21 protein-coding genes are annotated in these 22,901 nt (G+C 70.5%); 6 read left to right on the top strand and 15 right to left on the bottom strand.

All coding sequences use genetic code 11. The annotated features are described in order from the left end of the window. Positions 1-85: 85 nt before the first annotated feature. The 8 genes from ACFC0D_RS14885 to ACFC0D_RS14920 all read right to left on the bottom strand — a co-directional run bounded on the left by ACFC0D_RS14885 (position 86) and on the right by ACFC0D_RS14920 (position 9,268). Positions 86-2,077: an Ig-like domain repeat protein gene (locus tag ACFC0D_RS14885; protein ID WP_376434887.1), complete on the bottom strand. Its 1,992-nt coding sequence runs from the start codon at positions 2,075-2,077 to the stop codon at positions 86-88. Between the two features lie 112 nt (positions 2,078-2,189). Then, the gene (locus ACFC0D_RS14890; protein ID WP_376434889.1) at positions 2,190-3,362 is read right to left on the bottom strand and encodes a MalY/PatB family protein; all 1,173 of its coding nucleotides are present in this window, start codon (positions 3,360-3,362) and stop codon (positions 2,190-2,192) included. A 72-nt stretch (positions 3,363-3,434) separates the two neighbouring features. Next, on the bottom strand, positions 3,435-4,457 hold the full coding sequence (fbaA, locus tag ACFC0D_RS14895; protein WP_376434891.1) for a class II fructose-bisphosphate aldolase: 1,023 nt from the start codon (positions 4,455-4,457) through the stop codon (positions 3,435-3,437). Between the two features lie 246 nt (positions 4,458-4,703). Beyond that, positions 4,704-5,252 carry an orotate phosphoribosyltransferase gene (gene pyrE, locus ACFC0D_RS14900; protein WP_376434893.1) on the bottom strand — a complete coding sequence of 183 codons (549 nt, stop codon included), beginning with the start codon at positions 5,250-5,252 and terminating at the stop codon, positions 4,704-4,706. Positions 5,253-5,277: 25 nt separating this feature from the next. Beyond that, entirely contained in the window at positions 5,278-6,078 is an 801-nt protein-coding gene (locus ACFC0D_RS14905; protein ID WP_376434895.1) for an aldose 1-epimerase, read from the bottom strand. A gap of 20 nt (positions 6,079-6,098) precedes the next feature. Next, entirely contained in the window at positions 6,099-6,938 is an 840-nt protein-coding gene (locus ACFC0D_RS14910; protein WP_376434897.1) for an SRPBCC domain-containing protein, read from the bottom strand. A 68-nt stretch (positions 6,939-7,006) separates the two neighbouring features. After that, on the bottom strand, positions 7,007-8,674 hold the full coding sequence (locus ACFC0D_RS14915) for a polyamine aminopropyltransferase (protein ID WP_376434899.1): 1,668 nt from the start codon (positions 8,672-8,674) through the stop codon (positions 7,007-7,009). 75 nt (positions 8,675-8,749) lie between these two features. Continuing rightward, positions 8,750-9,268, bottom strand: coding sequence for a DUF2617 family protein (locus ACFC0D_RS14920; protein ID WP_376434901.1), 519 nt, complete (start codon positions 9,266-9,268; stop codon positions 8,750-8,752). Positions 9,269-9,861: 593 nt separating this feature from the next. Here ACFC0D_RS14920 and ACFC0D_RS14925 point away from each other — a divergent pair. After that, on the top strand, positions 9,862-11,037 hold the full coding sequence (locus ACFC0D_RS14925) for a pyridoxal phosphate-dependent aminotransferase (protein ID WP_376434903.1): 1,176 nt from the start codon (positions 9,862-9,864) through the stop codon (positions 11,035-11,037). Between the two features lie 233 nt (positions 11,038-11,270). Here the strand turns inward: ACFC0D_RS14925 and ACFC0D_RS14930 are convergent, their stop codons facing one another. After that, positions 11,271-11,801: a YbjN domain-containing protein gene (locus tag ACFC0D_RS14930; protein WP_376434905.1), complete on the bottom strand. Its 531-nt coding sequence runs from the start codon at positions 11,799-11,801 to the stop codon at positions 11,271-11,273. A gap of 157 nt (positions 11,802-11,958) precedes the next feature. Here ACFC0D_RS14930 and ACFC0D_RS14935 point away from each other — a divergent pair, with 157 nt between their 5' ends. Beyond that, on the top strand, positions 11,959-12,366 hold the full coding sequence (locus ACFC0D_RS14935) for a hypothetical protein (RefSeq protein WP_376434907.1): 408 nt from the start codon (positions 11,959-11,961) through the stop codon (positions 12,364-12,366). Between the two features lie 10 nt (positions 12,367-12,376). On the opposite strand, the gene clpB is transcribed toward ACFC0D_RS14935, so the two are convergent. Then, positions 12,377-14,962, bottom strand: a complete 2,586-nt coding sequence (gene clpB, locus ACFC0D_RS14940; protein WP_376434909.1) for an ATP-dependent chaperone ClpB — start codon at positions 14,960-14,962, stop codon at positions 12,377-12,379. Positions 14,963-15,082: 120 nt separating this feature from the next. Between clpB and ACFC0D_RS14945 the strand changes: the two genes are divergently transcribed. Beyond that, positions 15,083-15,496, top strand: a complete 414-nt coding sequence (locus tag ACFC0D_RS14945; RefSeq protein ID WP_376434911.1) for a pyridoxamine 5'-phosphate oxidase family protein — start codon at positions 15,083-15,085, stop codon at positions 15,494-15,496. A 175-nt stretch (positions 15,497-15,671) separates the two neighbouring features. Here the strand turns inward: ACFC0D_RS14945 and ACFC0D_RS14950 are convergent, their stop codons facing one another. After that, a complete protein-coding gene (locus ACFC0D_RS14950; protein WP_329118791.1) occupies positions 15,672-15,992 on the bottom strand; it encodes a (2Fe-2S)-binding protein in 321 nt (106 codons plus the stop codon). Between the two features lie 393 nt (positions 15,993-16,385). Here ACFC0D_RS14950 and ACFC0D_RS14955 point away from each other — a divergent pair, with 393 nt between their 5' ends. After that, positions 16,386-17,369, top strand: a complete 984-nt coding sequence (locus tag ACFC0D_RS14955) for a helix-turn-helix transcriptional regulator (protein ID WP_376434913.1) — start codon at positions 16,386-16,388, stop codon at positions 17,367-17,369. 6 nt (positions 17,370-17,375) lie between these two features. Next, positions 17,376-17,849 (top strand): hypothetical protein, encoded by a 474-nt coding sequence (locus ACFC0D_RS14960; protein WP_376434915.1) that lies wholly within the window; start codon positions 17,376-17,378, stop codon positions 17,847-17,849. Between the two features lie 57 nt (positions 17,850-17,906). Here ACFC0D_RS14960 and ACFC0D_RS14965 read toward each other — a convergent pair whose 3' ends face one another. From ACFC0D_RS14965 to dnaK, 4 genes are read right to left on the bottom strand one after another with little or no spacing between them, the layout of a single operon-like run. Further along, entirely contained in the window at positions 17,907-18,362 is a 456-nt protein-coding gene (locus tag ACFC0D_RS14965; RefSeq protein ID WP_376434917.1) for a heat shock protein transcriptional repressor HspR, read from the bottom strand. 4 nt (positions 18,363-18,366) lie between these two features. Further along, positions 18,367-19,554 (bottom strand): molecular chaperone DnaJ, encoded by a 1,188-nt coding sequence (dnaJ, locus tag ACFC0D_RS14970; protein WP_376434919.1) that lies wholly within the window; start codon positions 19,552-19,554, stop codon positions 18,367-18,369. A gap of 30 nt (positions 19,555-19,584) precedes the next feature. Beyond that, positions 19,585-20,250 (bottom strand): nucleotide exchange factor GrpE, encoded by a 666-nt coding sequence (gene grpE, locus ACFC0D_RS14975; protein ID WP_376434921.1) that lies wholly within the window; start codon positions 20,248-20,250, stop codon positions 19,585-19,587. After that, a complete protein-coding gene (dnaK, locus tag ACFC0D_RS14980; protein ID WP_329118777.1) occupies positions 20,250-22,094 on the bottom strand; it encodes a molecular chaperone DnaK in 1,845 nt (614 codons plus the stop codon). Before dnaK ends, grpE begins: the two co-directional genes overlap by 1 nt. Before the next feature lie 248 nt (positions 22,095-22,342). Here dnaK and ACFC0D_RS14985 point away from each other — a divergent pair, with 248 nt between their 5' ends. Then, the gene (locus ACFC0D_RS14985) at positions 22,343-22,828 is read left to right on the top strand and encodes a sugar transferase (RefSeq protein WP_376434924.1); all 486 of its coding nucleotides are present in this window, start codon (positions 22,343-22,345) and stop codon (positions 22,826-22,828) included. The last annotated feature ends 73 nt before the right edge of the window (positions 22,829-22,901 follow it).

Here is a 22,901-nt window from a genome sequence, read left to right on the forward strand (position 1 = left end):
CATGGTCCCGCGATCGACGGAGCCCCGCCCGCCGGAAGGGCGGACGGGGCTCGTCAGGTCGCTCGGGAGCGCCTGGGCGGGTGACTCAGCGGGTGAAGTTGAAGTACTTCCACTGGCCGTACGCCGTGGTGTTCACGCTGTCCCCGGCCGCGCCGTCGATGTACGAGGAGCGGACGCGGAAGCGGTAACCGGCCGCCCCGTCGCCGTCGATCGTCACGTACGCCACGCCGTTGGGGTTCAGCTGGAAGTAGTCCGAGGCGACGTGCTGCCACGCGCCCCCGTACCAGATCTGGAGGTCCAGCCGGGTCTTGCGAGCCGGGTAGGAGTTGTGCCAGGCGGCGATCAGCGGGTCGGCCGTCTGGTGGTAGGTCTGGTACCAGGTGCTGCCGATCTTCGTCCACTTGTAGTGGCGCGACATCGTGGTCGCCAGCCCGGCCCGGGTGTACACGGCCGAACCGGCCTGCGCCGGGGCGGAGCGGGTGTCGCCGGCGAAGACCGCGGACACCCAGGTGTCACGGGTCATCTTCAGCTGCACCGCCAGCTTGCCCTCCGAGTTGACCGTGCCGCGTCGGAGCAGGCGCTTGGGCTCCGGTCCGAACGGGTCGGCCCAGAGCTCCACCACGCGGTTCTTGTACGTCGGGCCGAGCGTGGCCGTGTACCAGACGTTGGTGTTGAAGTTGACGTTGAGCCCGTGACGGTCGATGGTCAGCGCGGTCTTGTTCCGCGAGACCTCGACCTTGGCGGTCGAGGAGGCGCCGTTGTGCGTGGCGTCCCCGGCGTACTCGACCTTGTAGGTCACGGCGCCGCCGGCGGTCGGGGTGTCCGGGAACGAGAAGGCCCCGTTCGCTCCGAGCGTCCTGGTCCCGAGCGCCTTGCCCTGCGGGGCCTCGACGTCGTACCGCGTGACGGTGAGCGGCGTACCGGCCGGGAGGGGCACGGAGGCCGTGACCGTTCCGGTGACGGTGAGCGGCTTGAGGACCGGCGCCGTCGCGGGAACCTTGACCGTGACGGCCGGCGCGGACATGGTCGGCGTGTCCAGGACGTGCAGGCGGGCGGCGGCCCCGTGCGCGGTGGTGACCGCGAAGAGGCGGCTGCCGCCCGGCTCCCAGGCCAGACCGCCGTCGGCGAGTTCGTCCCCGCCGCTGCTGGTGCCGGTGCCGGGGAAGTCGTACGTGCGCACGGCGGTCGAGTCTCCCGGCCGGTACACGAAGACGTCCTGGTCGTACGGCGCGTCGGAGCCCGCCGCGACGGTGCCGTCGGGGGCGACGGCCACGGCCGCGCCGTGGTACTCGCTGGCGTAGGACCCCACCTCGGCGAGGTCGGAGGTCTGCCACACACGGTGGCGGTTGCCGGCGGTGGCCGTGATGAGGCGGCTGCCGTCCGGGGTGAAGGCGAGGTCGCCGACCATGCCCACCGAGCCCACGGAGTCGGAGGTGCGCGCGGTACGGGTCGCGGCACCTGTCGTCACGTCGTACGCGCCGATCACGAACCGGTGGTAGTAGGACGACACGGCGGCGATGGCGTTCGGGTTCGTCGGCGAGGAGACGAGCCTCGGGGCACCCGAGTAGTTCGCCTCGCCGTCCTGGGCCAGCGTCACCACGGGCTCGGCACCGGACGCGTCGATCGAGCCGATGTCGCCGTGGTCGCCGTTGCCGTAGCCGAACCAGATCTTGCCGCCCGCGAGGGCGACATGCTGCGGGTCGGTGCCCTCACCCGTCGCGTACCGGGCGGTCTCGGTGACCGTCTGCGTCTCCAGGGAGACGACGGCGTCCGCGCCCGGAACCGCGGCGTACAGGCTCCCCGCGTCCCCGGAGAGCGCCAGACCGGTGACGCCCGGCAGGCCCGTGACCGTGGCCAGGACCGTACCCGCGTAATCGGTCGCGACGACCTTCCCGAGGTACGGGTCACTGATGAAGATCTTCTGGTGGACGCCGTCCACCACCATGTCGCCCACGGACGACACGGGCAGAACCTTGTTGCTGTCGGCGGCTGCGTGGCCTGCCGTTCCCGCGACCAGGGCCGCGGAGCTGAAGAGGACCGCGAGCGACGTCGCGGCCGAGAGAGTGCGCTTGCGCACGATGAGAGAGACCCCCCAGGAAACATGGTCTCCGGCCCCGGATCGGGGCACGGTGAGCGAAGACTAGATCACGCCACCGACAGCCCGCCTCCGGGTATCCCCCTCGCCCGCTTCAGGCCGTTCGCAGCCGGTGCGCCGCGCGGACCAGCGCGTCCACACCCCGCTCCGCCTTCTTCCGCGGACAGCCGATGTTCAGCCGCACGAAGCCGGGCTGGCCGTAGACGCCGCCCGGCATGATCGCGACCTTCTCGGTCTCCACCAGTTCGCGCTGGAGCGCGGTCTCGTCGATGCCGAGCGGGCGCAGATCGATCCAGGCCAGGTAGCCCGCCTGCGGGGGCGTCCAGGTCACGCCCGGCAGCCCGTCCGCGAGCCGCTCCTCGAGGAGTCGCATGGTGCCGGCCACATACGTCCGCAGCTCGTCCAGCCACGGCCCGCCCCGTGTGTACGCGGCGATATGGGCGGTCAGCGAGAGCACGGCCGGGGAGGCGAGGCCCTGACCGGTCTCCATGCGGCGGATGAACGACTCGCGCTCGTCGGGGTCGCCGATGATCCCGTACGAGCCCGACAGTGCCGGGAAGTTGAAGGCCTTGGTGCCCGAGGTGATCAGCGCCGAGCGCCGGATGCGCCCGGCCTCGGCGATGGGGCTGAAGGGCAGATGACGGTGGCCGTCCGCCACCAGGTCCGCGTGGATCTCATCGCTGACGACGGCGGCGCCGTGGCGCTCGGCGAGGCGCGCGAACTCCGTCAGCTCGTCCTCCCGCCAGACCCGACCGGTCGGGTTGTGCGGCGAGCAGAGCAGCAGCATCCGGGCGTCCGGCCGCGCCAGCTCCGCCTCCAGCGCCTCCATGTCCCCGACCGGTACGCCGCGCAGCTCGCGCCCCAGTCCGGTGACGGCCTTGCGGAAGCCGTCGTACGTCGGGGTGTGCACGACCACCCCGTCGCCGGGCTCCGTCCACATCTGGAGCAGCTGCGAGAGCTGGTTCAGCACGGAGGGCGCGTAGACCAGCGTCTCGCTGTCGAGCGCGGTGTCGTAGCGGGTCGCGTACCAGTGGCGGATCGCCTCCCGGAACTCGCCGAGCCGCCAGTCCGTGTAGCCGAACACCCCGTGCTCGACCCGCTCCTTCAGGGCGCTCAGCACCTCCGGCGGGGAGGCGAAGTCCATGTCGGAGATGGTGAAGGGGAGCAGGTCGGACACCCCGAAGCGGTCCGCGATGCCGTCCCACTGCACCGACCAGCTGCCGCGCCGGTCGATCTCCCGGTCGAAGTCGTATGTGTGCGTCGTCAACTCAAGTCCCTCCGGACATGCCGAGGGCCCGGCACCACCGAGGGGGTCGTACCGGGCCCGTCGAACAGAGCCTTACTTCAGCTTCGTGCCGGTCGAGCGCAGCGCGGCGCACGCCTCGGTGACGCGCGCGGCCATGCCGGCCTCGGCCAGCTTGCCCCAGGTGCGCGGGTCGTAGGTGGACTTCTTGCCGACCTCGCCGTCGACCTTCAGGACGCCGTCGTAGTTCTTGAACATGTGGTCGGCGACCGGACGCGTGAAGGCGTACTGGGTGTCGGTGTCGAGGTTCATCTTCACGACGCCGTTCTCCAGCGCGGTGGCGATCTCCTCGGCGGAGGAGCCGGAGCCGCCGTGGAAGACGAAGTCGAAGGGGTTGGCCTTGCCGAAGCGCTCGGCGACGCCCGCCTGGAGGTCCTTGAGCAGCTCGGGGCGGAGCACGACGTTGCCCGGCTTGTAGACGCCGTGCACGTTGCCGAAGGAGGCGGCCAGCAGGTAGCGGCCCTTCTCGCCCAGGCCGAGGGCCTCGGCGGTGCGGATCGCGTCGTCGACGGTGGTGTACAGCTCGTCGTTGATCTCGTGGGTGACGCCGTCCTCCTCGCCACCGGTCGGGGTGATCTCGACCTCGAGGATGATCCGGGCGGCGGCGGCCTTGGCCAGCAGCTCCTGGCCGATGGCCAGGTTGTCGGCGAGGGTCTCGGCGGAGCCGTCCCACATGTGCGACTGGAAGAGCGGGTTCTGACCGGCCTTGACGCGCTCGGCGGAGATGTCGAGCAGCGGACGGACGTAGCCGTCCAGCTTGTCCTTCGGGCAGTGGTCGGTGTGCAGCGCGACCGTGATGTCGTACTTGGCGGCGACGATGTGCGCGAACTCGGCCAGGGCGACGGCCCCCGTGACCATGTCCTTGTTGTGCTGGCCGCCCAGGAACTCGGCGCCACCGGTCGAAATCTGGATGATGCCGTCGCTCTCGGCCTCCGCGAAGCCGCGCAGCGCAGCGTGCAGGGTCTGGGACGAAGTCACATTGATGGCCGGGTAGGCGAACTTGCCTGCCTTCGCCCGGTCGAGCATCTCGTTGTAGACCTCGGGGGTTGCGATGGGCATTCGTCCGCTCCTTGTGATGTGCGGTGGGGTGCGTTGCTTGTCCCTGACCTGGGGCGACGTCATCGTCGGGGCCCATCTTTCCAGACTCTCCTCCGGACGCCAGGACGAAGGGGCGGAGCGTTTCACGTGAAACACTCCGCCCCTCATCAAAGCCGCAGGTCAGGCCCGCACCATCGCCGACGCCGGGACCTAAGTCACGACTTCGCGTCGGTCGGCCCGGGACCGACCCGAGCGTCGGTCCAGCTGCTAGGCCAGGCCCAGCTCGTCCAGCGCGAAGGCGTACAGGTACGGAACGCCCGCCGTGGTGCTGATCTTCTCGCCCGCGCCCGTCGCCCGGTCCACGATCGTCGCGACCGCGACGACCTCGGCGCCGGCCGCCCGCGCCGCCTCGACGGCGGTGAGCGGGGAGCCGCCGGTGGTGGAGGTGTCCTCGACGATCAGGACCCGGCGTCCCTTGATCTCCGGACCCTCGACCTGGCGCTGCATCCCGTGCGCCTTGGCGGCCTTGCGGACGACGAAGGCGTCCAGACGCCTCCCCTGCGCGGCGGAGGCGTGCAGCATCGCGGTCGCGACCGGGTCGGCGCCGAGCGTCAGACCGCCCACGGCGTCGAACTCGAGGTCGGCGGTCAGATCGAGCATGACCTGACCGACCAGCGGGGAGGCGGCGCCGTCCAGCGTGATCCGGCGCAGATCGACGTAGTAGTCGGCCTCAAGACCCGACGAAAGGGTCACCTTGCCGTGCACCACGGCCTTGTCCTTGATCTGCTGGAGCAGGTCAGCGCGTACGTCAGTCATGCCCACGAGCTTAAGGCGCCCGGCCTTACAACCGCCGCCAGGCCCACGTGGCCGCGATCTCCAGCGGCTCGATCGGGGTCACATACGTCGGGTGGGTGTTGAGGCCGTTCGGCGGACCGGTCTGCGCCTCCACGCAGACCGCCTCCTCCTGCTCGTCGTAGATCACCACCCACTCCGCGCGGCTGGTCACCTTCAGCTCCAGCCGCTCCGGCCAGGTCAGGGTGACGTCCACACCGCCGGGCATTCCGAAGCAGTCGTCCCACGGGCCCGGGGTGGGGCCGATCCGGCGTCCGGTGGGGAGGTGGTCGGCGCCGCGCTCCTCCTGCCAGTCGGCGGTGAAGTCGATACGGACGTCCTTGCCGTCCTCGCCGAGCGTCCGGTTGAACCAGGGGTGCCAGCCGGCCTGGGCGGGGAAGGAGTCGGCGTGGGTCTCGACGCCCAGGGTGAGCGTGAGCCCGTCCTCGGTCAGCTCGAAGAGCTGCGTGACCCGTCCGGCGTACGGCCAGGGGTCCCCCAGTTCATAGGTGAACGCGGCCGTGTGCCCCTCCCCGTCCGCCGTCCGGGCGGCCTTCCACGTGGCGTCGCGCCCGGTGCCGTGGATCGCGTGCGGCGGGGCGTTGAGGGGCATCTGGTGCACCTCGGCGCCGTTGCGGAACCGCCCGTCCTCGATCCGCCCGCACCACGGCACCATCGGGAAGCATCCGTACCGCTCGCCCTGGCGCAGCAGTTCCGTTCCCGCGATCCGCAGGCTCTCGATCCGGCAGCCGTTGTCGGGGTTGATGGTCAACTCGGCGTCGCCCGCCGTCAGTCGTGTCAGCTCGCTCACGGCTCCGACAGTAGACGGGATCAGCGTCGGCGGCGCAGGGCCCGGCCGACGACGACAGCGGAGGCGAGCGCGAGCGCGGCCGCGGGGGCGATCCAGCGCAGGGTGGCGCCCGCGCTGGTCGACTCGGGTGCCGGGACGGGTGCGTACCGCCCGCGCGGTGGGGCGTGGTCGACCTCCTCGGCGGACCGGCCGATCATGGTCCGCCGGGCGTGGGCGGCCTCGGCGGCGGGCGGCTCGGCGGGGTACTCGACCGGCGCGTCCTCGAAGTCCGCGCCCACGAAGGGGTCGAGGGACGGCGGCGGGACCGGTGTGTCGAAGACCGTCGGGCGATGGGGCTCCTCGACGCCGTCGTCGACGCCGTCGCTGTCACTGTCGGGCTCGTCCTCGGCCTCGGCCGCGTCCTCGGCCGCGTCTTCTCCCGTGTCGGTGGCGAGGTCCGCGACGGCGGCCAGGCCCGCGGCGAACTTCTCGATCAGCCGCTGGGCCGCCGATTCCCGCGCCTCCTCGGAGAGGTCCGCGAGGCGGCCGGTCTGCCGGGAGCCACCGGTGAAGGTGAGCGTCGTCCCGTCGGCCACCGGGGTGAGCGCGATCGCCAGGGAGAGCGTCACCGAGCCCTTGCCGCGGACCTCGCTGCCCTTGCCCTCGACGGCGATGACGCCGTCGCGTTCGGCCATGCGCAGCGCGCCGCGGTAGGTGATCGTGTTGCCGCCGGCGCGGATTCTCAGCCGTCCCGAGAGCGGGCCCGCCGCCGCGTCGGCGTCCTGCTGGAGACCGGGGACGCAGCGCGCCACCCGGGCAGGGTCCGTGAGCGTCTCGCGCAGGACGTCGGCCGGTACCGGAACGAACACCTCATGCTCCATGAAAGCCGAGCCTACTCAGAGCGGGCGTCGGCGTCGCCTGTTTGTCCAGGGTGCGCTGCCCGCGACGCTCAACCGCCGTAGCGCGGGTGCACCAGCGTCGACGGCGGCGGTCCGGCTCCCCGCGCGTCACGGGTCGCCTCCGCGGCCCGTGCCCCCGCCGCCAGGGCGTCCGCCGTCAGGGACCGCAGCCGGGGCGCGTCGGGGGCGAGCTCCAGATCGGGCGGGTAGACGCCGGCGGCCGCCAGGACGTACCCCCAGTCACCCGTCCCCGTCTCCACGTCGGCGGAACGGTCCGCCCGCTCGGCTCGGTCGGGGCCCGTGGCGACGCCCGCACCCCGGCCCCGCGCGCTGTAGGGCCGGGTCGCGAAGCCTGCCGCGCGCAGGGTGGAGTCGACCGTCCAGAAGGTACGGGGGCGGGCCGAGACCGAGCCCGCGTGGACGACGAGCCGTCCCCCGTCGGCGAGGACCCGGGAGGACAGACCGTAGAACTCCTCCGAGTACAGCTTCGTGCTGGCGGAGATCCCGGGATCGGGCAGATCCGAGATGACCACGTCGTACCGCACGCCCTCCGCCGCACCACGCAGCCAGCGGAACGCGTCCGCGAACGCCACCCGCACACGCGGGTCCCGGTAGGCATGGCCGTTGAGTGCGGCCAGCTCGGGATTGGTCCGGGCCAGTCGGACGACTCCGGGGTCGCGCTCGACGACGGTGACGGAGCGGACGCCGGGGTAGCGCAGCACCTCGCGCGCGGCGAGGCCGTCGCCGCCGCCGATGATCAGCACGCGCGCGTGGGGCCCGTTCATCGCGGGGTGCACCAGCGATTCGTGGTAGCGGTACTCGTCCTGGCCGCCGACCCGCAGCCGCCCGTCCACGAAGAGATCCGGCGGTCCGCCGCGCTCGCCCGTCACCACCACCTCCTGGAGGTCGGTGTGGACGGCGACCCGCACGCTGTCGCCGTACACCGCACGGCGCGCCGCCCGCTCGAAGTCGTCGACGAGGACGGTGGCGGTGGCGAGGACGGCGAGCACCGTCACGTTCGCGGCGATCAGCAGCGCCCGGGACCGGGTGGTCATGTCGCGCCGGAACAGCCAGAGCACCAGGCCGCCGCCCGCCACCGCGTTCACCGCACCGGTCACCAGCGCGCCGGTGAGCTGACCGAGCCAGGGCAGCAGCAGGAACGGGAAGGCCAGGCCCCCGACCAGCGCGCCGACGTAGTCGGCGGCGAACAGGTCGGCGACCGTCCCGGCGGGGTCGGGCGCGCACTGCTTCCCCCGTGTGCCGGAGGCGCGCGCCGACTCCGCCTTCTGGATCAGCGACATCAGCAGCGGAATCTCGGCCCCGATGAGCACCCCGATGGCGAGCGAGAACCCCACCAGGACGTACCGGGCCTCGCCGAGCCAGGCGAACGCGGCGTACAGCACAAGGGCGGAACAGCCGCCGATCAGCGCGAGTCCGCCCTCGACCAGGCCGAAACCGACGGCGGCACGGCAGCGCAGCCGCTTGGCGAGCAGCGAGCCGACGCCCATCGCGAAGACCATCAACGACAGCACGACGGAGGCCTGGGTGACCGAGTCGCCGATCAAGTACGAGGCAAGCGCGACCAGTTCCAGCTCGTAGACGAGTCCGCAAGCGGCGCAGACGAAGACGACGACGAGGACCGGAAACCGCACCGCACTCGGTCGCACGGGCGCCCGCGTCACCCTCTTGGGTGGCAGGGTCACGGGCGGATCGATCATGTTCGTAACGCTACGTCACACAACTGTCGCCGCTTGTCACCCACACGAGTGCACATGAGGCTCTGGGGCGGCGCGTTACAGCGTTGCGGGCATACGAACGCCGATCCGCGTCCTGGTGACGACCAACTGCCCTTCCTGCGGGTACGCATGCCAGGTGCGCCACCACACCTGGCCCTCGTGGCGCTGCGCCAGCATCGCCGTGAAGGCGTGCGGGGAGCCGGGGAACGTCCCCGCGAGGCCGTTGGGATGGTCGGCGACGAGCGCGAGCAATTCCTGCGCGCGGCCCGCGAACGAGCCGTGGGACAACGTTTCGACACGCGCCGCGAATTCGTACTCCCACGCGCCGAAGCGCTTGGAGACGCCCAGCGGCAGCGGCGTGCTGCTGCCGGGCATACAGGCGACGGTCTCCGAGCAGCTGTGCTCCTGTTCCTCCAGAAGCACCTGATGGGAGGCGCCGAGTAGCCGCAACTGCAGCTTGGCACCGGTCAGTTCGAGGTCGAGCACGGCGAGGGCGGGCAGCGGCTCGCGCCCGAGTGCCCAGGCCAGATCGGCCGCGCGCGTGTCGGTGTAGGAGGTCTTCAGGGTCGTGAGCATGGGTCGGCTCCGCAAACACGGTTTGACGGGTGGGCCGGGGGCGCCCCGGAGAAAGGGTTCAACGAGAGTGGGGGATCGCCGGCTCGGGCACACACGGCCCGAGGGCTGTCTCTTTTCAACAGCGAGGGAATCATGGACGTCGAGAGACTCGCAGCGGTTTTACCCAACTTGCAGCGGTTTCCCACCCCTTCGGGGACCCCACAGTTCAATTGTTCAATCAGAATCGATTCCGACTCCAACACAGAGGTGCCCGGCGGATGTTGGTCCGGCCGGGCACCTGGGTGATCGCGGAGTCGACTGCCCCGTGTCAGTCGCCCCCGCCGCCCCCTCCTCCGCAGCCGCCCCCGCCTCCGCAGGACGAGCCGCCGCCGCAGGACGAGCCTCCGCCGCCGGACCAGCCGCCGCCGCGCCGCCCGCCCCCGCGTCGTGAGCCCTTGACGGATGACGCGATGCCCACCACCACGATAAGGATGATGAATGCGATGATCAGAGCTTCCATGTGTGACACCCCCGTAGGTCTTGTGTGACAGGGGGATGCCCCCCACCGCTCCGGCCCAAAGCGCACTTGAGGAAGTCCAGAGCTTCACCGCAGGATGGCGGGCATGACACGACCGCTGCTCAATCGCCGGCTCGCCGAGTTCGGGACGACGATCTTCGCCGAGATGTCCGCGCTGGCCGTCCGGACGGGGGCGATCAACCTCGGACAGGGCTTCCCCGACACCGACGGCCCGGAGCAGATCCGGGAGGCGGCGGTCCGGGCCCTGCGCGACGGACGCGGCAACCAGTACCCGCCGGGACCCGGCGTTCCCGAGCTGCGCACGGCCGTCGCCGAGCACCAGCTGAAGCGGTACGGCCTCGCCTACGACCCCGACACGGAGGTCCTGGTCACCGCCGGCGCGACGGAGGCGATCGCGGCCTCGCTCCTCGCCCTCCTCGAACCGGGCGACGAGGTGATCGCCCTGGAGCCGTACTACGACTCCTACGCCGCCTGCATCGCGATGGCCGGCGCCACACGCGTACCGGTCACGCTCCGTCCGCACGAGGGTGCGTACCACCTCGACCTGGACGAGCTGCGGAACGCCGTCACCGACCGGACGCGGCTCATCCTCCTCAACACCCCGCACAACCCCACCGGCACCGTCCTGACCCGCGGAGAACTCACCGCCGTCGCGGAGCTCGCCGTCGCACGCGATCTGCTCGTCGTCACCGACGAGGTGTACGAGCACCTGGTCTTCGACGACGCCGAGCACGTGCCGATCGCGAGCCTGCCGGGGATGCGCGAGCGCACGGTCACCATCGGCTCGGCCGGCAAGACCTTCTCCTTCACCGGCTGGAAGGTCGGCTGGATCACCGCGACCCCCGAGCTGACCACCGCCGTCCGGTCGGCGAAGCAGTTCCTGACCTATGTCTCCTCGGGCCCGTTCCAGTACGCGGTCGCCGAGGCGCTGCGCCTGCCCGACACGTACTTCGACGATCTGCGCGCGGATCTCCTGGCCAAGCGCGACCTGCTGAGCGACGGCCTGGCCCAGGCGGGCTTCGAGGTCTACCGGCCGGCGGGCACCTACTTCGTCACCACCGACATCCGCCCCCTCGGCGAGTCCGACGGCTTCGCCTTCTGCCGCGCCCTGCCGGAGCGGGCCGGCGTGGTCGCCATCCCCAACGCGGTCTTCTACGACCACCAGGACCAGGGCGCCCCGTTCGTACGCTTCGCGTTCTGCAAGCGGCTCGACGTCCTCGCCGAGGCGGTCTCGCGGCTCAAGCAGCTCTGAGCGGACCGCGCCGGAGCGCGGCGGCGGTCGGGATCACGAGGGTCCGAGGGGGCCGGGTACGCCAGGCGCTCGGCCGCTGCCCGCGCTCCCGCTGCCGCCGCCACCGGCCCCGCACCGACGAAAGCCCGGCCGAGGGCCGTGATCGTGGTGATCACGGCTCTGGCCGGGCTCTCGTTCAGTGACGGGGTGTACGCGCTGACGATCGCGCACAGGGCCCTGTGGGGAGCCGAGGGCTACTCGCCCTCGGACTCCTTGTCCTCGGGGGACTCCAGGCCGAACTGCTCCACGAGCCACTTGTCGAACTCGATGGAGGCGCGCACCCAGCTGACGGTGGAGGACACGAAGTGCTCCAGCGCGACGCCGGTGCCGATCAGCATCTGGGCCTCACCGATGAGGCGGAGGGTGGCGGAGCCGTCCTCCTCCTCGTGCAGGTGCGTGTACACCTTGGGCCACAGGGTGCGGCGGTTCCAGTCGTCGATCGCGTCGAGAACCTTGGCGCGGTCGTCGGCGGAGTGCGGGCGGTCGTAGAACGTCCGCACCGAGAAGACACGCTGGTCCTCCTCGCCGCGGAACATGAAGTACGTCCGGAATTCCTCCCACGGCGCCGCGAGGTCACCCTCGTCGTCGACGACGTACTTCAGCTCCATCTGGTCCAGGAGCTGCTTGACCAGGTCCTGGTCGGGGACGACGGGGCCCGCCGGTCCTGCGGCCTGAGGCTGGGGCTGGCCCCCGAAATTCGGAATCGAGGACGGGTCGATGCTCACCGTGAATATCCCTTCGTACGGTTGCCGCCATCCTCCCCCATGCCGGGCGGTATGGCGCAAGCCCCACCTCCCGCGATCCGCTGCGGGCTGACAAGATCTGGTTCCTATGGGGGACAAACCGAAGCCTGTGCGGCCGCGCGCACGCACGTGGATCTGGGTGTCGGTGCTGGTGTCGATCTTCTGCGGGGGCCCGCTGGCACTGGTGGCCTGGACCGTGTGGGAGTGGAGGGACGTCGGCCGGCCGCAGCCGGTCGACTGCGTGAAGGTGATGGCCTTCGCGGAGGCGACCCTGCCGCGGAGCGCCTGGGACGCGCGGTGCACGGCGGCCCACTGGCAGGACACGTCCGTCGACGCGGAGTTCCGGATGCCGCGCCGGGAGGTCGCCCCGTGGCTGGCGGGGACGTACCCGGGCCACGAACCGAGCGAGTTCTGCGATGTGGACCTCTGTCTCAACGTGCAGTACGGCGAGACACCCGCACCCAGCGGGGCGGCCGCCGTGGACGTGAAGGTGACGTACGAGGACGGCGACACCGCCCTCGTACGTCTGGGGTCCTTCACCCTCTGACCACGCCCGGCTACTGCGCCGCGCCCACGATCAGACCGTCCTCGAAGCGGTCGACGCGGACCGTGTCGCCGTCGCGGACCTCGCCCGCGAGGATCTCCTTCGCCAGCCGGTCGCCGATCGCCGTCTGGATGAGGCGGCGCAGCGGCCGGGCGCCGTACGCCGGGTCGTTGCCCTCCTCCGCCAGCCAGGCCAGCGCCTCCGGGGTGACCTCCAGCGTCAGCCGGCGTTCGGCGAGACGCTTGGCGAGCCGGTCGATCTGGAGCTGCGCGATCCGCCCCAGCTCGGACTCGTCGAGCGCCGAGAAGACCACCAGGTCGTCGAGCCGGTTGAGGAACTCCGGCTTGAAGGAGGCCCTCACCACGTCCATGACCCGCTGCTTCTTCTCGTCCTCGCCGATCAGAGGGTCGACCAGGTACTGGCTGCCCAGGTTGGACGTCAGGATCAGGATGGTGTTGCGGAAGTCGACCGTCCGGCCCTGACCGTCGGTGAGCCGGCCGTCGTCGAGGACCTGGAGCAGGATGTCGAAGACCTCCGGGTGGGCCTTCTCCACCTCGTCGAGCAGCACCACGCTGTACGGGCGGCGGCGCACCGCCTCCGTGAGCTGGCCGCCCTCCTCGTAGCCGACGTAGCCGGGGGGCGCGCCGACGAGCCGGGCGACGGAGTGCTTCTCGCTGTACTCCGACATGTCGATGCGGACCATGGCCCGCTCGTCGTCGAAGAGGAAGTCCGCGAGCGCCTTCGCCAGCTCGGTCTTGCCGACACCGGTGGGGCCGAGGAAGAGGAAGGAGCCGGTGGGGCGGTCGGGGTCGGCGATCCCGGCGCGCGTGCGGCGGACGGCGTCGGAAACGGCCCGGACGGCCTCGGTCTGGCCGATCAGCCGCCTGCCGAGCTCGTCCTCCATGCGCAGCAGCTTCTGCGTCTCGCCCTCCAGGAGGCGGCCGGCGGGGATGCCGGTCCAGGCGCCGACCACGTCCGCGATGTCGTCGGGGCCGACCTCCTCCTTGACCATCGTGTCCTTCGAGACCTCCTGCTCGGCCTCGGACGCCTCCTCCAGCTCGCGTTCGAGCGTCGGGATCTCGCCGTAGAGCAGCTGGGAGGCGGTGTCGAAGTCACCGTCGCGCTGGGCCCGCTCGGCGCGGCCGCGGAGCTCGTCGAGCCGCTCCTTGAGCTCACCGACGCGGTTGAGGGACTGCTTCTCCTTCTCCCAGCGGGCGGTCAGACCGCGCAGCTCCTCCTCGCGATCGGCGAGGTCGCGGCGGAGCTTCTCCAGGCGCTGCTTGCTCGCGTCGTCGGTCTCGTTCTTGAGCGCCAGCTCCTCCATGCGCAGCCGGTCCACGGACCGCTGCAGCTCGTCGATCTCGACGGGCGAGGAGTCGATCTCCATCCGGAGCCGGGAGGCGGCCTCGTCGACGAGGTCGATGGCCTTGTCGGGGAGGAAGCGGGAGGTGATGTACCGGTCAGAGAGGGAGGCGGCGGCCACCAGCGCGGAGTCGGCGATCTGGACCTTGTGGTGGGCCTCGTACCGGCCCTTGAGTCCGCGCAGGATCGCGATGGTGTCCTCGACGCTCGGCTCGGCGACCAGGACCTGCTGGAAGCGGCGCTCCAGGGCGGGGTCCTTCTCGATCCGCTCGCGGTACTCGTCGAGGGTCGTCGCGCCGACCATGCGCAGCTCGCCGCGGGCCAGCATCGGCTTGAGCATGTTGCCGGCGTCCATGGCCGAGTCGCCGCCGGCGCCCGCGCCGACGACGGTGTGCAGCTCGTCGATGAAGGTGATGATCTGGCCGTCGCTGGCCTTGATCTCGGAGAGGACGGTCTTCAGTCGCTCCTCGAACTCGCCGCGGTACTTGGCACCGGCGACCATCGCGCCGAGGTCGAGCGAGACCAGGCGCTTGTCGCGGAGCGACTCGGGGACGTCGCCCTTCACGATCCGCTGGGCCAGTCCCTCGACGACGGCGGTCTTGCCGACGCCGGGCTCGCCGATGAGGACCGGGTTGTTCTTGGTGCGGCGGGAGAGGACCTGGACGACGCGCCGGATCTCCTGGTCGCGCCCGATGACGGGGTCCAGCTTCCCTTCGCGCGCGGCGGCCGTGAAGTCCGTACCGAACTTCTCCAGCGCCTTGTACTGACCCTCCGGGTCGGGTGTGGTCACCCGGCGTCCTCCCCTTGCCTTCTCGAACGCGTCCAGCAGCCGCTTCGCGCTCGCCCTCTGCCCGTCGAGGACCTCGCCCGCCTGGCCGCCCTTCGCGGCGATCCCGATGAGCAGGTGCTCGGTCGAGAGGTACTCGTCCCCCAGCTCCTTGGCCACCTTGGCGGCCTCGGCGATGACGGCGAGCAGCTCCCGGTTGGGCTGCGGCGGCGCGACCGTGGAGCCGGTCACGCTGGGCTGGGCGGCGAGCAGCCGCTCCGCCCCGGACCGTACCGCGGCCTGGTCGGCCTCGACGGCCACGAGCAGGTCGATGATGTTCTCGTTGTCCTGACCTGCGAGCAGTGCGAGGAGCAGATGCGCGGGGGTCAGATCGGGGTGCCCCCCGGACACGGCACGGCTGGTGGCCGCGTTGATCGCGTCCCGGCTCCTGTTGGTCAGTTCGGCGTCCACGTGCGCTTTCTCCTCCTCGGTGTGCGCTGTACACGGTCTATGACTCATCCAGCGTACACAAAGTTGAGTCTATTCCGCTCAAGGTGTCGCACATACCCGTCCCACGGGTAGGTTCCGGGCATGGCGACTGACCCGCGGAACCCGGACGACTCGTATCTCAGCTTCTGGCGCGAGTACCACATGAGCACCCTGACGACCCCGCGCGCGGACGGCACTCCGCACGTGGTGGCGGTGGGCGTCACGTACGACCCCGAGGGCGGCGAGAACGGCATCGCCCGGGTGATCACCAACAAGCACAGCCACAAGGTCGCCAACGTCCTGGCGGCGGGCCCCGAGGGCGCGCGCGTCGCGGTCTGCCAGGTGGACAAGGGGCGCTGGGCGACGCTGGAGGGCGTGGCGCGCATCCGTACGGAGGCGGACGTCGTCGCGGACGCGGTGGACCGTTACGCGACGCGCTACGGCCGGACCCCGGCCCCGAACCCGGACCGGGTGGTCATCGAGATCGCGCTGACGCGGGCCATGGGCCGGGCGTAGCACCACCCGCTCGCGTACGAGAGCCTCCGCACGGACCTCCGTACGGGCCTCCGTACGCGCTCCCGCACGAGCTTCCGTACGCGGACAGCACAACGGCGCCATCGCGTTTCAGGTCCGCGATGGCGCCGCTGTGTGGGGGAAGCACCTGAGCGATCTACAACGACGGGGGAACCGCTCAGGCACTGCGGGGGGTGGCGGTGATGGTCTCGGGCTCGAGCAGCTGGTGGTCCCGCTGGTCGAGATTGACGAAAATCATGCCGTACCGGATGGCACAGCGAACGGGCTGCGGGGCTCCGCGGGGCCGGCGCAGACACCGGTAGGCGCGAACGTCCTCGTCCTGCTCACGAGCGACGACGATCGGTTCTCCGAAGAGGGTGACCATCAACGAATCGCCACGGTGGGGGATTGCCGTGACGAGATCGATGAAATGCCACCCGGATCGATAGGCCGAAGCCATCTCTCGCCGGAAGACCCGGTCGTCCGGCGGCACGGTCATGCGTCCGCGCCCGCCGGGGAGGAGTCCCACACCGGATCGGCCTGGGCTGCCGGGGACACGTCCCACACCGGGTCGGTCACACCCGCCGGAGATACGTCCCACACAGGATCGCCGGCCGGGACGAGATCCCACACCGGATCACCGGGAGCGGCGACAACACTGACAGGAGCGCTGTCCCATACCGGGTCGCTGGTGGCCAGCGCTCCTACTGCCGCCGCCCCTATGAAGACGGAAGCAAGTACCGAGCGAAGCAGTTTTCTGGACATGAGCGGCTTCGACCTCACTTGATGGTTTCCTCTCCCCCGCGTACAAGACGATGGCTCAGTCTTTGCGCTTCCACCACCAGGGCAATGCATCATGTTCCTGAAATACAGGATCCTGGGGGGTGTTCAAATGCCGCAGAACGAATCAGAACCGACACATCCCCACGGTCATGTCGATCTCTGTGCAGCCGGATCGGACTTGTACGCCAGTGCGTTGCGTACCGGGCGAATAACCAGGAGCGAGGCAGAAGCCGCGCCCTGCCTCATGGACCTGGCACTTCTCCACCCGGACGCCGACGACCCCGCGTGGCTGCGGCCGGTCCCACCCTCGGCGGCACTGGCCCGGCTCGTCCACCCCCTGGAGCGGGAAATCCAGGAGCGCCGCAGCCTGGCCACGGGACTCTCCAGCGTTTTCGAGCCGTTCATGGCCATCAGCGCCCAGGACCCCTCGACGACCCACGCGATCACCGTCCTCGAAGGCATCAACCGCATCGACGCCGTCCTCGGCCGCGCCACCGCCGAGTGCTCGCAGGAACTACTGACCATCCAGCCCGGCGGCGGACGCAGCGAACACACCCTCAACACCGCGCTCCACCGCATCCAGCCGCTCCTCGAACGCGGGGTCCGCGTCCGCACCCTCTACCAGCACACGGCGCGCCACAGCCACGGCATGCAGGTCTACCTGGAACAGGCCGGCATGGACCGGCTCCAGGTCCGGACGCTGGAGGAGTCCATCGAGCGGCTCATCATCATCGACCGCTCGGTGGCCCTGATACCCGCCCGCCAGGACCGCCAAGTCGCCCTGGAGCTGCGCCATCCGGGCCTGGTCGAGTATCTTGCGACCGTCTTCGAACAGTCCTGGGCCCGGGCCACCCCGTTCGGCGAGCAGGTGCCCTACGCGCAGACCCACGACGGCATCAGCGGCATCCAGCGCTCCATCGCCAAGCTGCTCGTCGAGGGCCACGTCGACGAGGCCATCGCCCGCCGGCTCGGCATGAACGTCCGGACCTGCCGCGCCCACATCGCCAAGCTGGCCGCCGCCCTCGGCAGCGGCAGCCGAGCCCAACTCGGCTATCTCATCGCCCAGTCCGGAATTCTGAACCAGGACCACTGACCACACATGTACGCACAGATCGACCTGGACGGCCAGGCCGGCACCCTGCGGGTGTCCGGGCACGGGATGCCGACCGTGGAGCTCGTACGGGCCCCGGGAACCACCCCGGACCCGCACATCCCCATCGGGACCCGCAAGCGCGACCTGCTCACCCTCACCGTCGACGGGGAGCCCGCCCGCATCCGGCCCTCGCGAGGGCGGCTGCTGCGGCGCTCGTACCGGGTCGACGTCCGTGTCGGCGGCGTGCGCTACCGGCTCGTGCCGTGCGGTTACGTCGACAGCAGGCTGATCCGGGACGGGCGCCCGCTCGGCACCCTGGAGTCCTCCGGCGACGGCCGTGTCGACGACGACTGGGCCCCCGGCACGGAGCCCGAGCCCCTGGACCGGGCCGTCGGCACCGCCCTCGCCGCCGCCTTCGGCACCGGCGCCGCGCCGTGGTGGGAGACCCTCGGGGACATCGTCGGCGAACTCATCCCCTAGCACCGCACACACGAAGGCCCCCTCCCGCGGGAGGGGGCCTTCGCGCCGTTCCGAGAACTACTCGCCGGGCCGCTTGGGGCGCCACACCACCAGCGCGCTCGCCTGCTGCACGTCGGTGTACGGCACCAGGTCCCGCCGGTACGAGGCGTGCACCTGCGCCTCGCGCTGACGCATCGCCGACGCGGCGCCCTCGACGGCCGCCGACAGCTCGGCGACACGCTGCTGGAGCGCCGCGACCTGGTTCTCCAGCTCGATGATGCGCTTGATGCCCGCCAGGTTGATGCCCTCGTCCTGCGACAACGCCTGCACCGTACGGAGCAGTTCGATGTCACGGGCCGAGTAGCGCCGGCCCCGGCCCGCCGTGCGGTCGGGTGAGACCAGGCCGAGGCGGTCGTACTGCCGGAGCGTCTGCGGGTGCAGGCCCGAGAGCTGGGCCGCCACCGAGATGACGTACACCGGCGTCTCGTCGGTCAGTTCGTACGGATTGCGGCTGCGTCCCGGTCTGCTGTCCATCGGGTCAAGCTCCCTTCGCGGCCTGGAACAACTCTGCCCTGGGGTCCTCGCCCGCCGTCGCCTGACGGTAGGTCTCGAGGGCCTCGCGGGCCTTGTCGTCGAGCTCCTTCGGTACCGCGACCTCCACCGTCACCAGCAGATCGCCGCGCGTACCGTCCTTGCGGACCGCGCCCTTGCCACGGGCGCGCATGGTCCGGCCGTTGGGGGTGCCGGCGGGCAGCTTCAGCGTGACCGCCGGGCCTCCCAGGGTCGGCACCTTGATCTCGCCGCCGAGCGCCGCCTCGTCGAAGGTGACGGGCACGGTGACGGTCAGGTTGTCGTCCTTGCGGCCGAAGACCGGATGGGCGTCGACATGGACGACGACGTACAAGTCACCGCTCTGGCCGCCGCGCTCGCCCGGCGCGCCCTTGCCCCGCAGCCGGATCCGCTGGCCGTCGGAGACTCCGGCGGGGATACGGACCTGCATGGTGCGGGAGGACTTGGCCCGCCCGCTGCCCTTGCAGACCTCGCAGGGGGTCTCGGCGATCAGACCGCGGCCCTTGCAGTCCACGCACGGGTCGGTGAGCGAGAAGGATCCGCTGCCGCCGCGCGAGACCTGGCCGGTGCCGACGCAGGTCGGGCACACGCGGGGCGTGCCGTTCTTGTCGCCGGTGCCCGAACAGGCCTTGCAGGGCGCCTGGGAGGACATCCGCAGCGGCACCGTGGCGCCGTCCACTGCCTCGGTGAAGCTGAGCGTCACCTCGGACTCGATGTCCTGACCGCGGCGCGGCTGCGTACGCGTACCCGCGCCGCCGCCCGCGCCCCGGTTGAACAGTCCGCCGAAGACGTCGCCGAGGCCGCCGCCGAAGCCGCCCGCCCCGCCCGGGCCACCGGGGCCCTGGGCGCCGCCGAAGAGGTCGCCCAGGTCGAAGTTGAAGTTGCCGCCGCCCGGGCCTCCGGCACGGAAGCCTCCGTTGCCGAAGAGCGCGCGGGCGTCGTCGTACTCCTTGCGCTTCTTGGGGTCGCCGAGGACGTCGTTCGCCTCGGAGATCTCCTTGAAGCGCTCCTCCGCCTTGGTGTCGCCCTTGTTGGCGTCCGGGTGGTTCTCGCGGGCGAGCTTCCGGTACGCCTTCTTGATCTCGGCGTCGGTGGCGTCCTTGGGGACGCCGAGAACCTTGTAGTAGTCCTTCTCGACGAAGTCCTTCGTGCTCATCGACGTCCCTCCTCTCGGACGATCTTCGCGCTAGCCCTCCTCGGGGCCACCGCTCTCCTCGTCTGCCGACTTCTCTTCCTTAGCGGCCGGCGTCGCCCCGGGCTGGGGCTCGGCCACCGCCACGCGCGCGGGCCGGATGGTCCGCTCGCCGATCCGGTACCCCGGCTGCAGGATCGCCACGCAGGTCGTCTCGGTGACATCCGGCGCGTACGAGTGCATCAGGGCCTCGTGGATCGTCGGGTCGAAGGGCTCGCCCTCCTTGCCGAACTGCTGCAGCCCCATCTTGGCGGCCACCGTCTCCAGCGACTCGGCCACCGACTTGAAGCCGCCCACGAGCTCGCCGTGGTCCCGGGCCCGACCGATGTCGTCGAGCACGGGCAGAAGCTCCGTCAGAAGGCCCGCGACCGCGATCTCCTTGACGGTGACCCGGTCCCGCTCCACCCGACGGCGGTAGTTCTGGTACTCGGCCTGGAGCCGCTGGAGGTCCCCGGTGCGCTCGGAGAGCGCGCTGCGGACCTGGTCCAGCTGGGCGGTGAGACCTGCGGTCTCGGCCGAGCTCTTGCTGCTTGCGTCCCCGGCCGGGGCCGCCGGGCCCTCCTCCGTGGAGGGGGCCTCGGCGGCGTCGGCGGCGTCGTCAGGGGTGGCGCCGGAGGGGACGTCGGGCTGCTCGTCGAAGCCCGGGGTCTCCTCCGTCATCAGACAGCGCCGCCCTTCGGCTTCTCGTCGTCGACGATCTCGGCGTCGACCACGTCGTCGTCGGCCTTGGCCTCGCCCTGCGGGGCGTCGCCGCCGGCGGCCTGGGCGGCCTGCGCGTCGGCGTACATGGCCTGGCCGAGCTTCTGGGAGACGGCCGCGACCTTCTCGGTGGCGGTACGGATCTCCGCGGTGTCCTCGCCCTTGAGCTTCTCCTTCAGCTCGGCGACGGCGGCCTCGACCTCGGTCTTGACCTCACCGGGGACCTTGTCCTCGTTGTCCTTGAGGAACTTCTCCGTCTGGTAGACGAGCTGCTCGCCCTGGTTGCGGGACTCGGCGGCCTCGCGACGGGCGTGGTCCTCGTCCGCGTACTTCTCGGCCTCTTCGCGCATCCGGTTGACCTCGTCCTTCGGCAGCGAGGAGCCACCGGTGACGGTCATCTTCTGCTCCTTGCCCGTGCCCAGGTCCTTCGCGGTCACGTGCATGATGCCGTTGGCGTCGATGTCGAACGCGACCTCGATCTGCGGGACGCCACGCGGGGCCGGCGGCAGACCGGTCAGCTCGAACATGCCGAGCTTCTTGTTGTACGCCGCGATCTCGCGCTCGCCCTGGTAGACCTGGATCTGCACCGACGGCTGGTTGTCCTCGGCCGTCGTGAAGATCTCGGACCGCTTGGTCGGGATCGTGGTGTTGCGCTCGATGAGCTTGGTCATGATGCCGCCCTTGGTCTCGATACCAAGCGACAGCGGGGTCACGTCGAGGAGCAGGACGTCCTTGACCTCACCCTTGAGCACACCGGCCTGCAGGGCGGCGCCGATGGCGACGACCTCGTCCGGGTTCACACCCTTGTTGGCCTCCTGGCCACCGGTCAGCTCCTTGACGAGCTCGGCGACGGCCGGCATACGGGTGGAGCCACCGACGAGAACGACGTGGTCGATCTCGGACAGGTTGATGCCCGCGTCCTTGATGACGTTGTGGAACGGCGTCTTGCAGCGGTCCAGAAGGTCCGCGGTCAGCTGCTGGAACTGAGCGCGCGTGAGCTTCTCCTCCAGGTGCAGCGGACCCTCGGCGGAGGCGGTGATGTACGGCAGGTTGATCGACGTCTCGGTGGAGGACGACAGCTCGATCTTCGCCTTCTCCGCGGCCTCGCGGAGACGCTGGAGAGCCATCTTGTCCTTGGCCAGGTCGACGCCGTGACCGTTGGCGAACTGCTTCACCAGGTAGTCGACGACGCGCTGGTCCCAGTCGTCACCACCGAGGTGGTTGTCACCGTTGGTGGCCTTCACCTCGACGACGCCGTCGCCGATCTCCAGGAGCGACACGTCGAAGGTGCCGCCACCGAGGTCGAAGACGAGGATCGTCTGGTCGTCCTTGTCCAGGCCGTAGGCCAGGGCGGCCGCGGTCGGCTCGTTGACGATGCGCAGGACGTTGAGGCCCGCGATCTCACCGGCCTCCTTGGTGGCCTGACGCTCGGAGTCGTTGAAGTACGCCGGGACGGTGATGACCGCGTCGACGACCTTCTCGCCCAGGTACGCCTCGGCGTCGCGCTTCAGCTTCTGCAGGATGAAGGCGCTCATCTGCTGCGGGTTGAAGTTCTTGCCGTCGATCTCGATCTTCCAGTCGGTGCCCATGTGGCGCTTGACCGACCGGATGGTCCTGTCGACGTTGGTGACCGCCTGACGCTTGGCGACCTCGCCGACGAGCACCTCGCCGTTCTTCGCGAAGGCGACGACGGACGGCGTGGTCCTGGCGCCTTCGGCGTTGGTGATGACGGTGGGCTCGCCGCCTTCGAGAACGCTGACGACGGAGTTAGTCGTGCCCAGGTCGATGCCGACCGCACGTGCCATTTCAATTCCTCCAGCTGACTGACTTGAGTGGAACTGACTCAAGGATGCATGACGTCGCTCGCCCCGTCAACAGACCTGAGTGGAGGCGACTCAACTCTTCACCCTGGGAGCCGCTCAAAGAGACGCCGCTGGCGCGTCATTCCCTGCCCGGACACCTCTCCGCATGAGAGAGTCCGGGGTGCCCCTGCCGGGCATAGCGGGCATATCCCACGAATATCCCATGAATGTCACTCGAAAGGGTGTGGGGAATGACGGCCAAGCGCGCACTCGACCTCCTCGGCGGAATCGTCCTGCTGGCCGTCCTGGCGCCGGTGATCGCGGCCGTCGCCCTCTCGCTCGCACTCGCGACGGCCGGCGCCGGCGGGGTCACGCGCCGCCGGACCGTCGCGGGCCGGGGCGGAAGCGTCTTCACGATGGTCACGTTCCGTACGAAGAGCGCGCTGGCCGCACTACCCCTTCTGCTCCATGTCGTACGGGGAGAGATGTCCCTGGTCGGCCCGTGCCCCCTCACCCCCGGGCACCGGGAGTGCGTGGGCGAGGCGCGGCGCCGGCTGTCGGTCCGGCCGGGGATGACCGGGCTCTGGCAGATCAGCGGACGTTCGGAGCTGCCGTGGGAGGAACGCGAGCTGCTCGATCTCCACTATGTGGACCATCACTGGCTGGGGATGGATCTCGTGATCCTGGCGCGTACGCTTCCAGCAGTCCGGAGACGTCGCGCGGCAAGGCTTGCCTGAGCGACACAGATCACCGCAGGCGCCGCTACAGCGCGGCACTGGGAGGCGGTAATCTCAGCACGGACTGAATAAG

This window comes from Streptomyces sp. NPDC056222 (assembly GCF_042264065.1).
Taxonomy (GTDB): domain Bacteria; phylum Actinomycetota; class Actinomycetes; order Streptomycetales; family Streptomycetaceae; genus Streptomyces.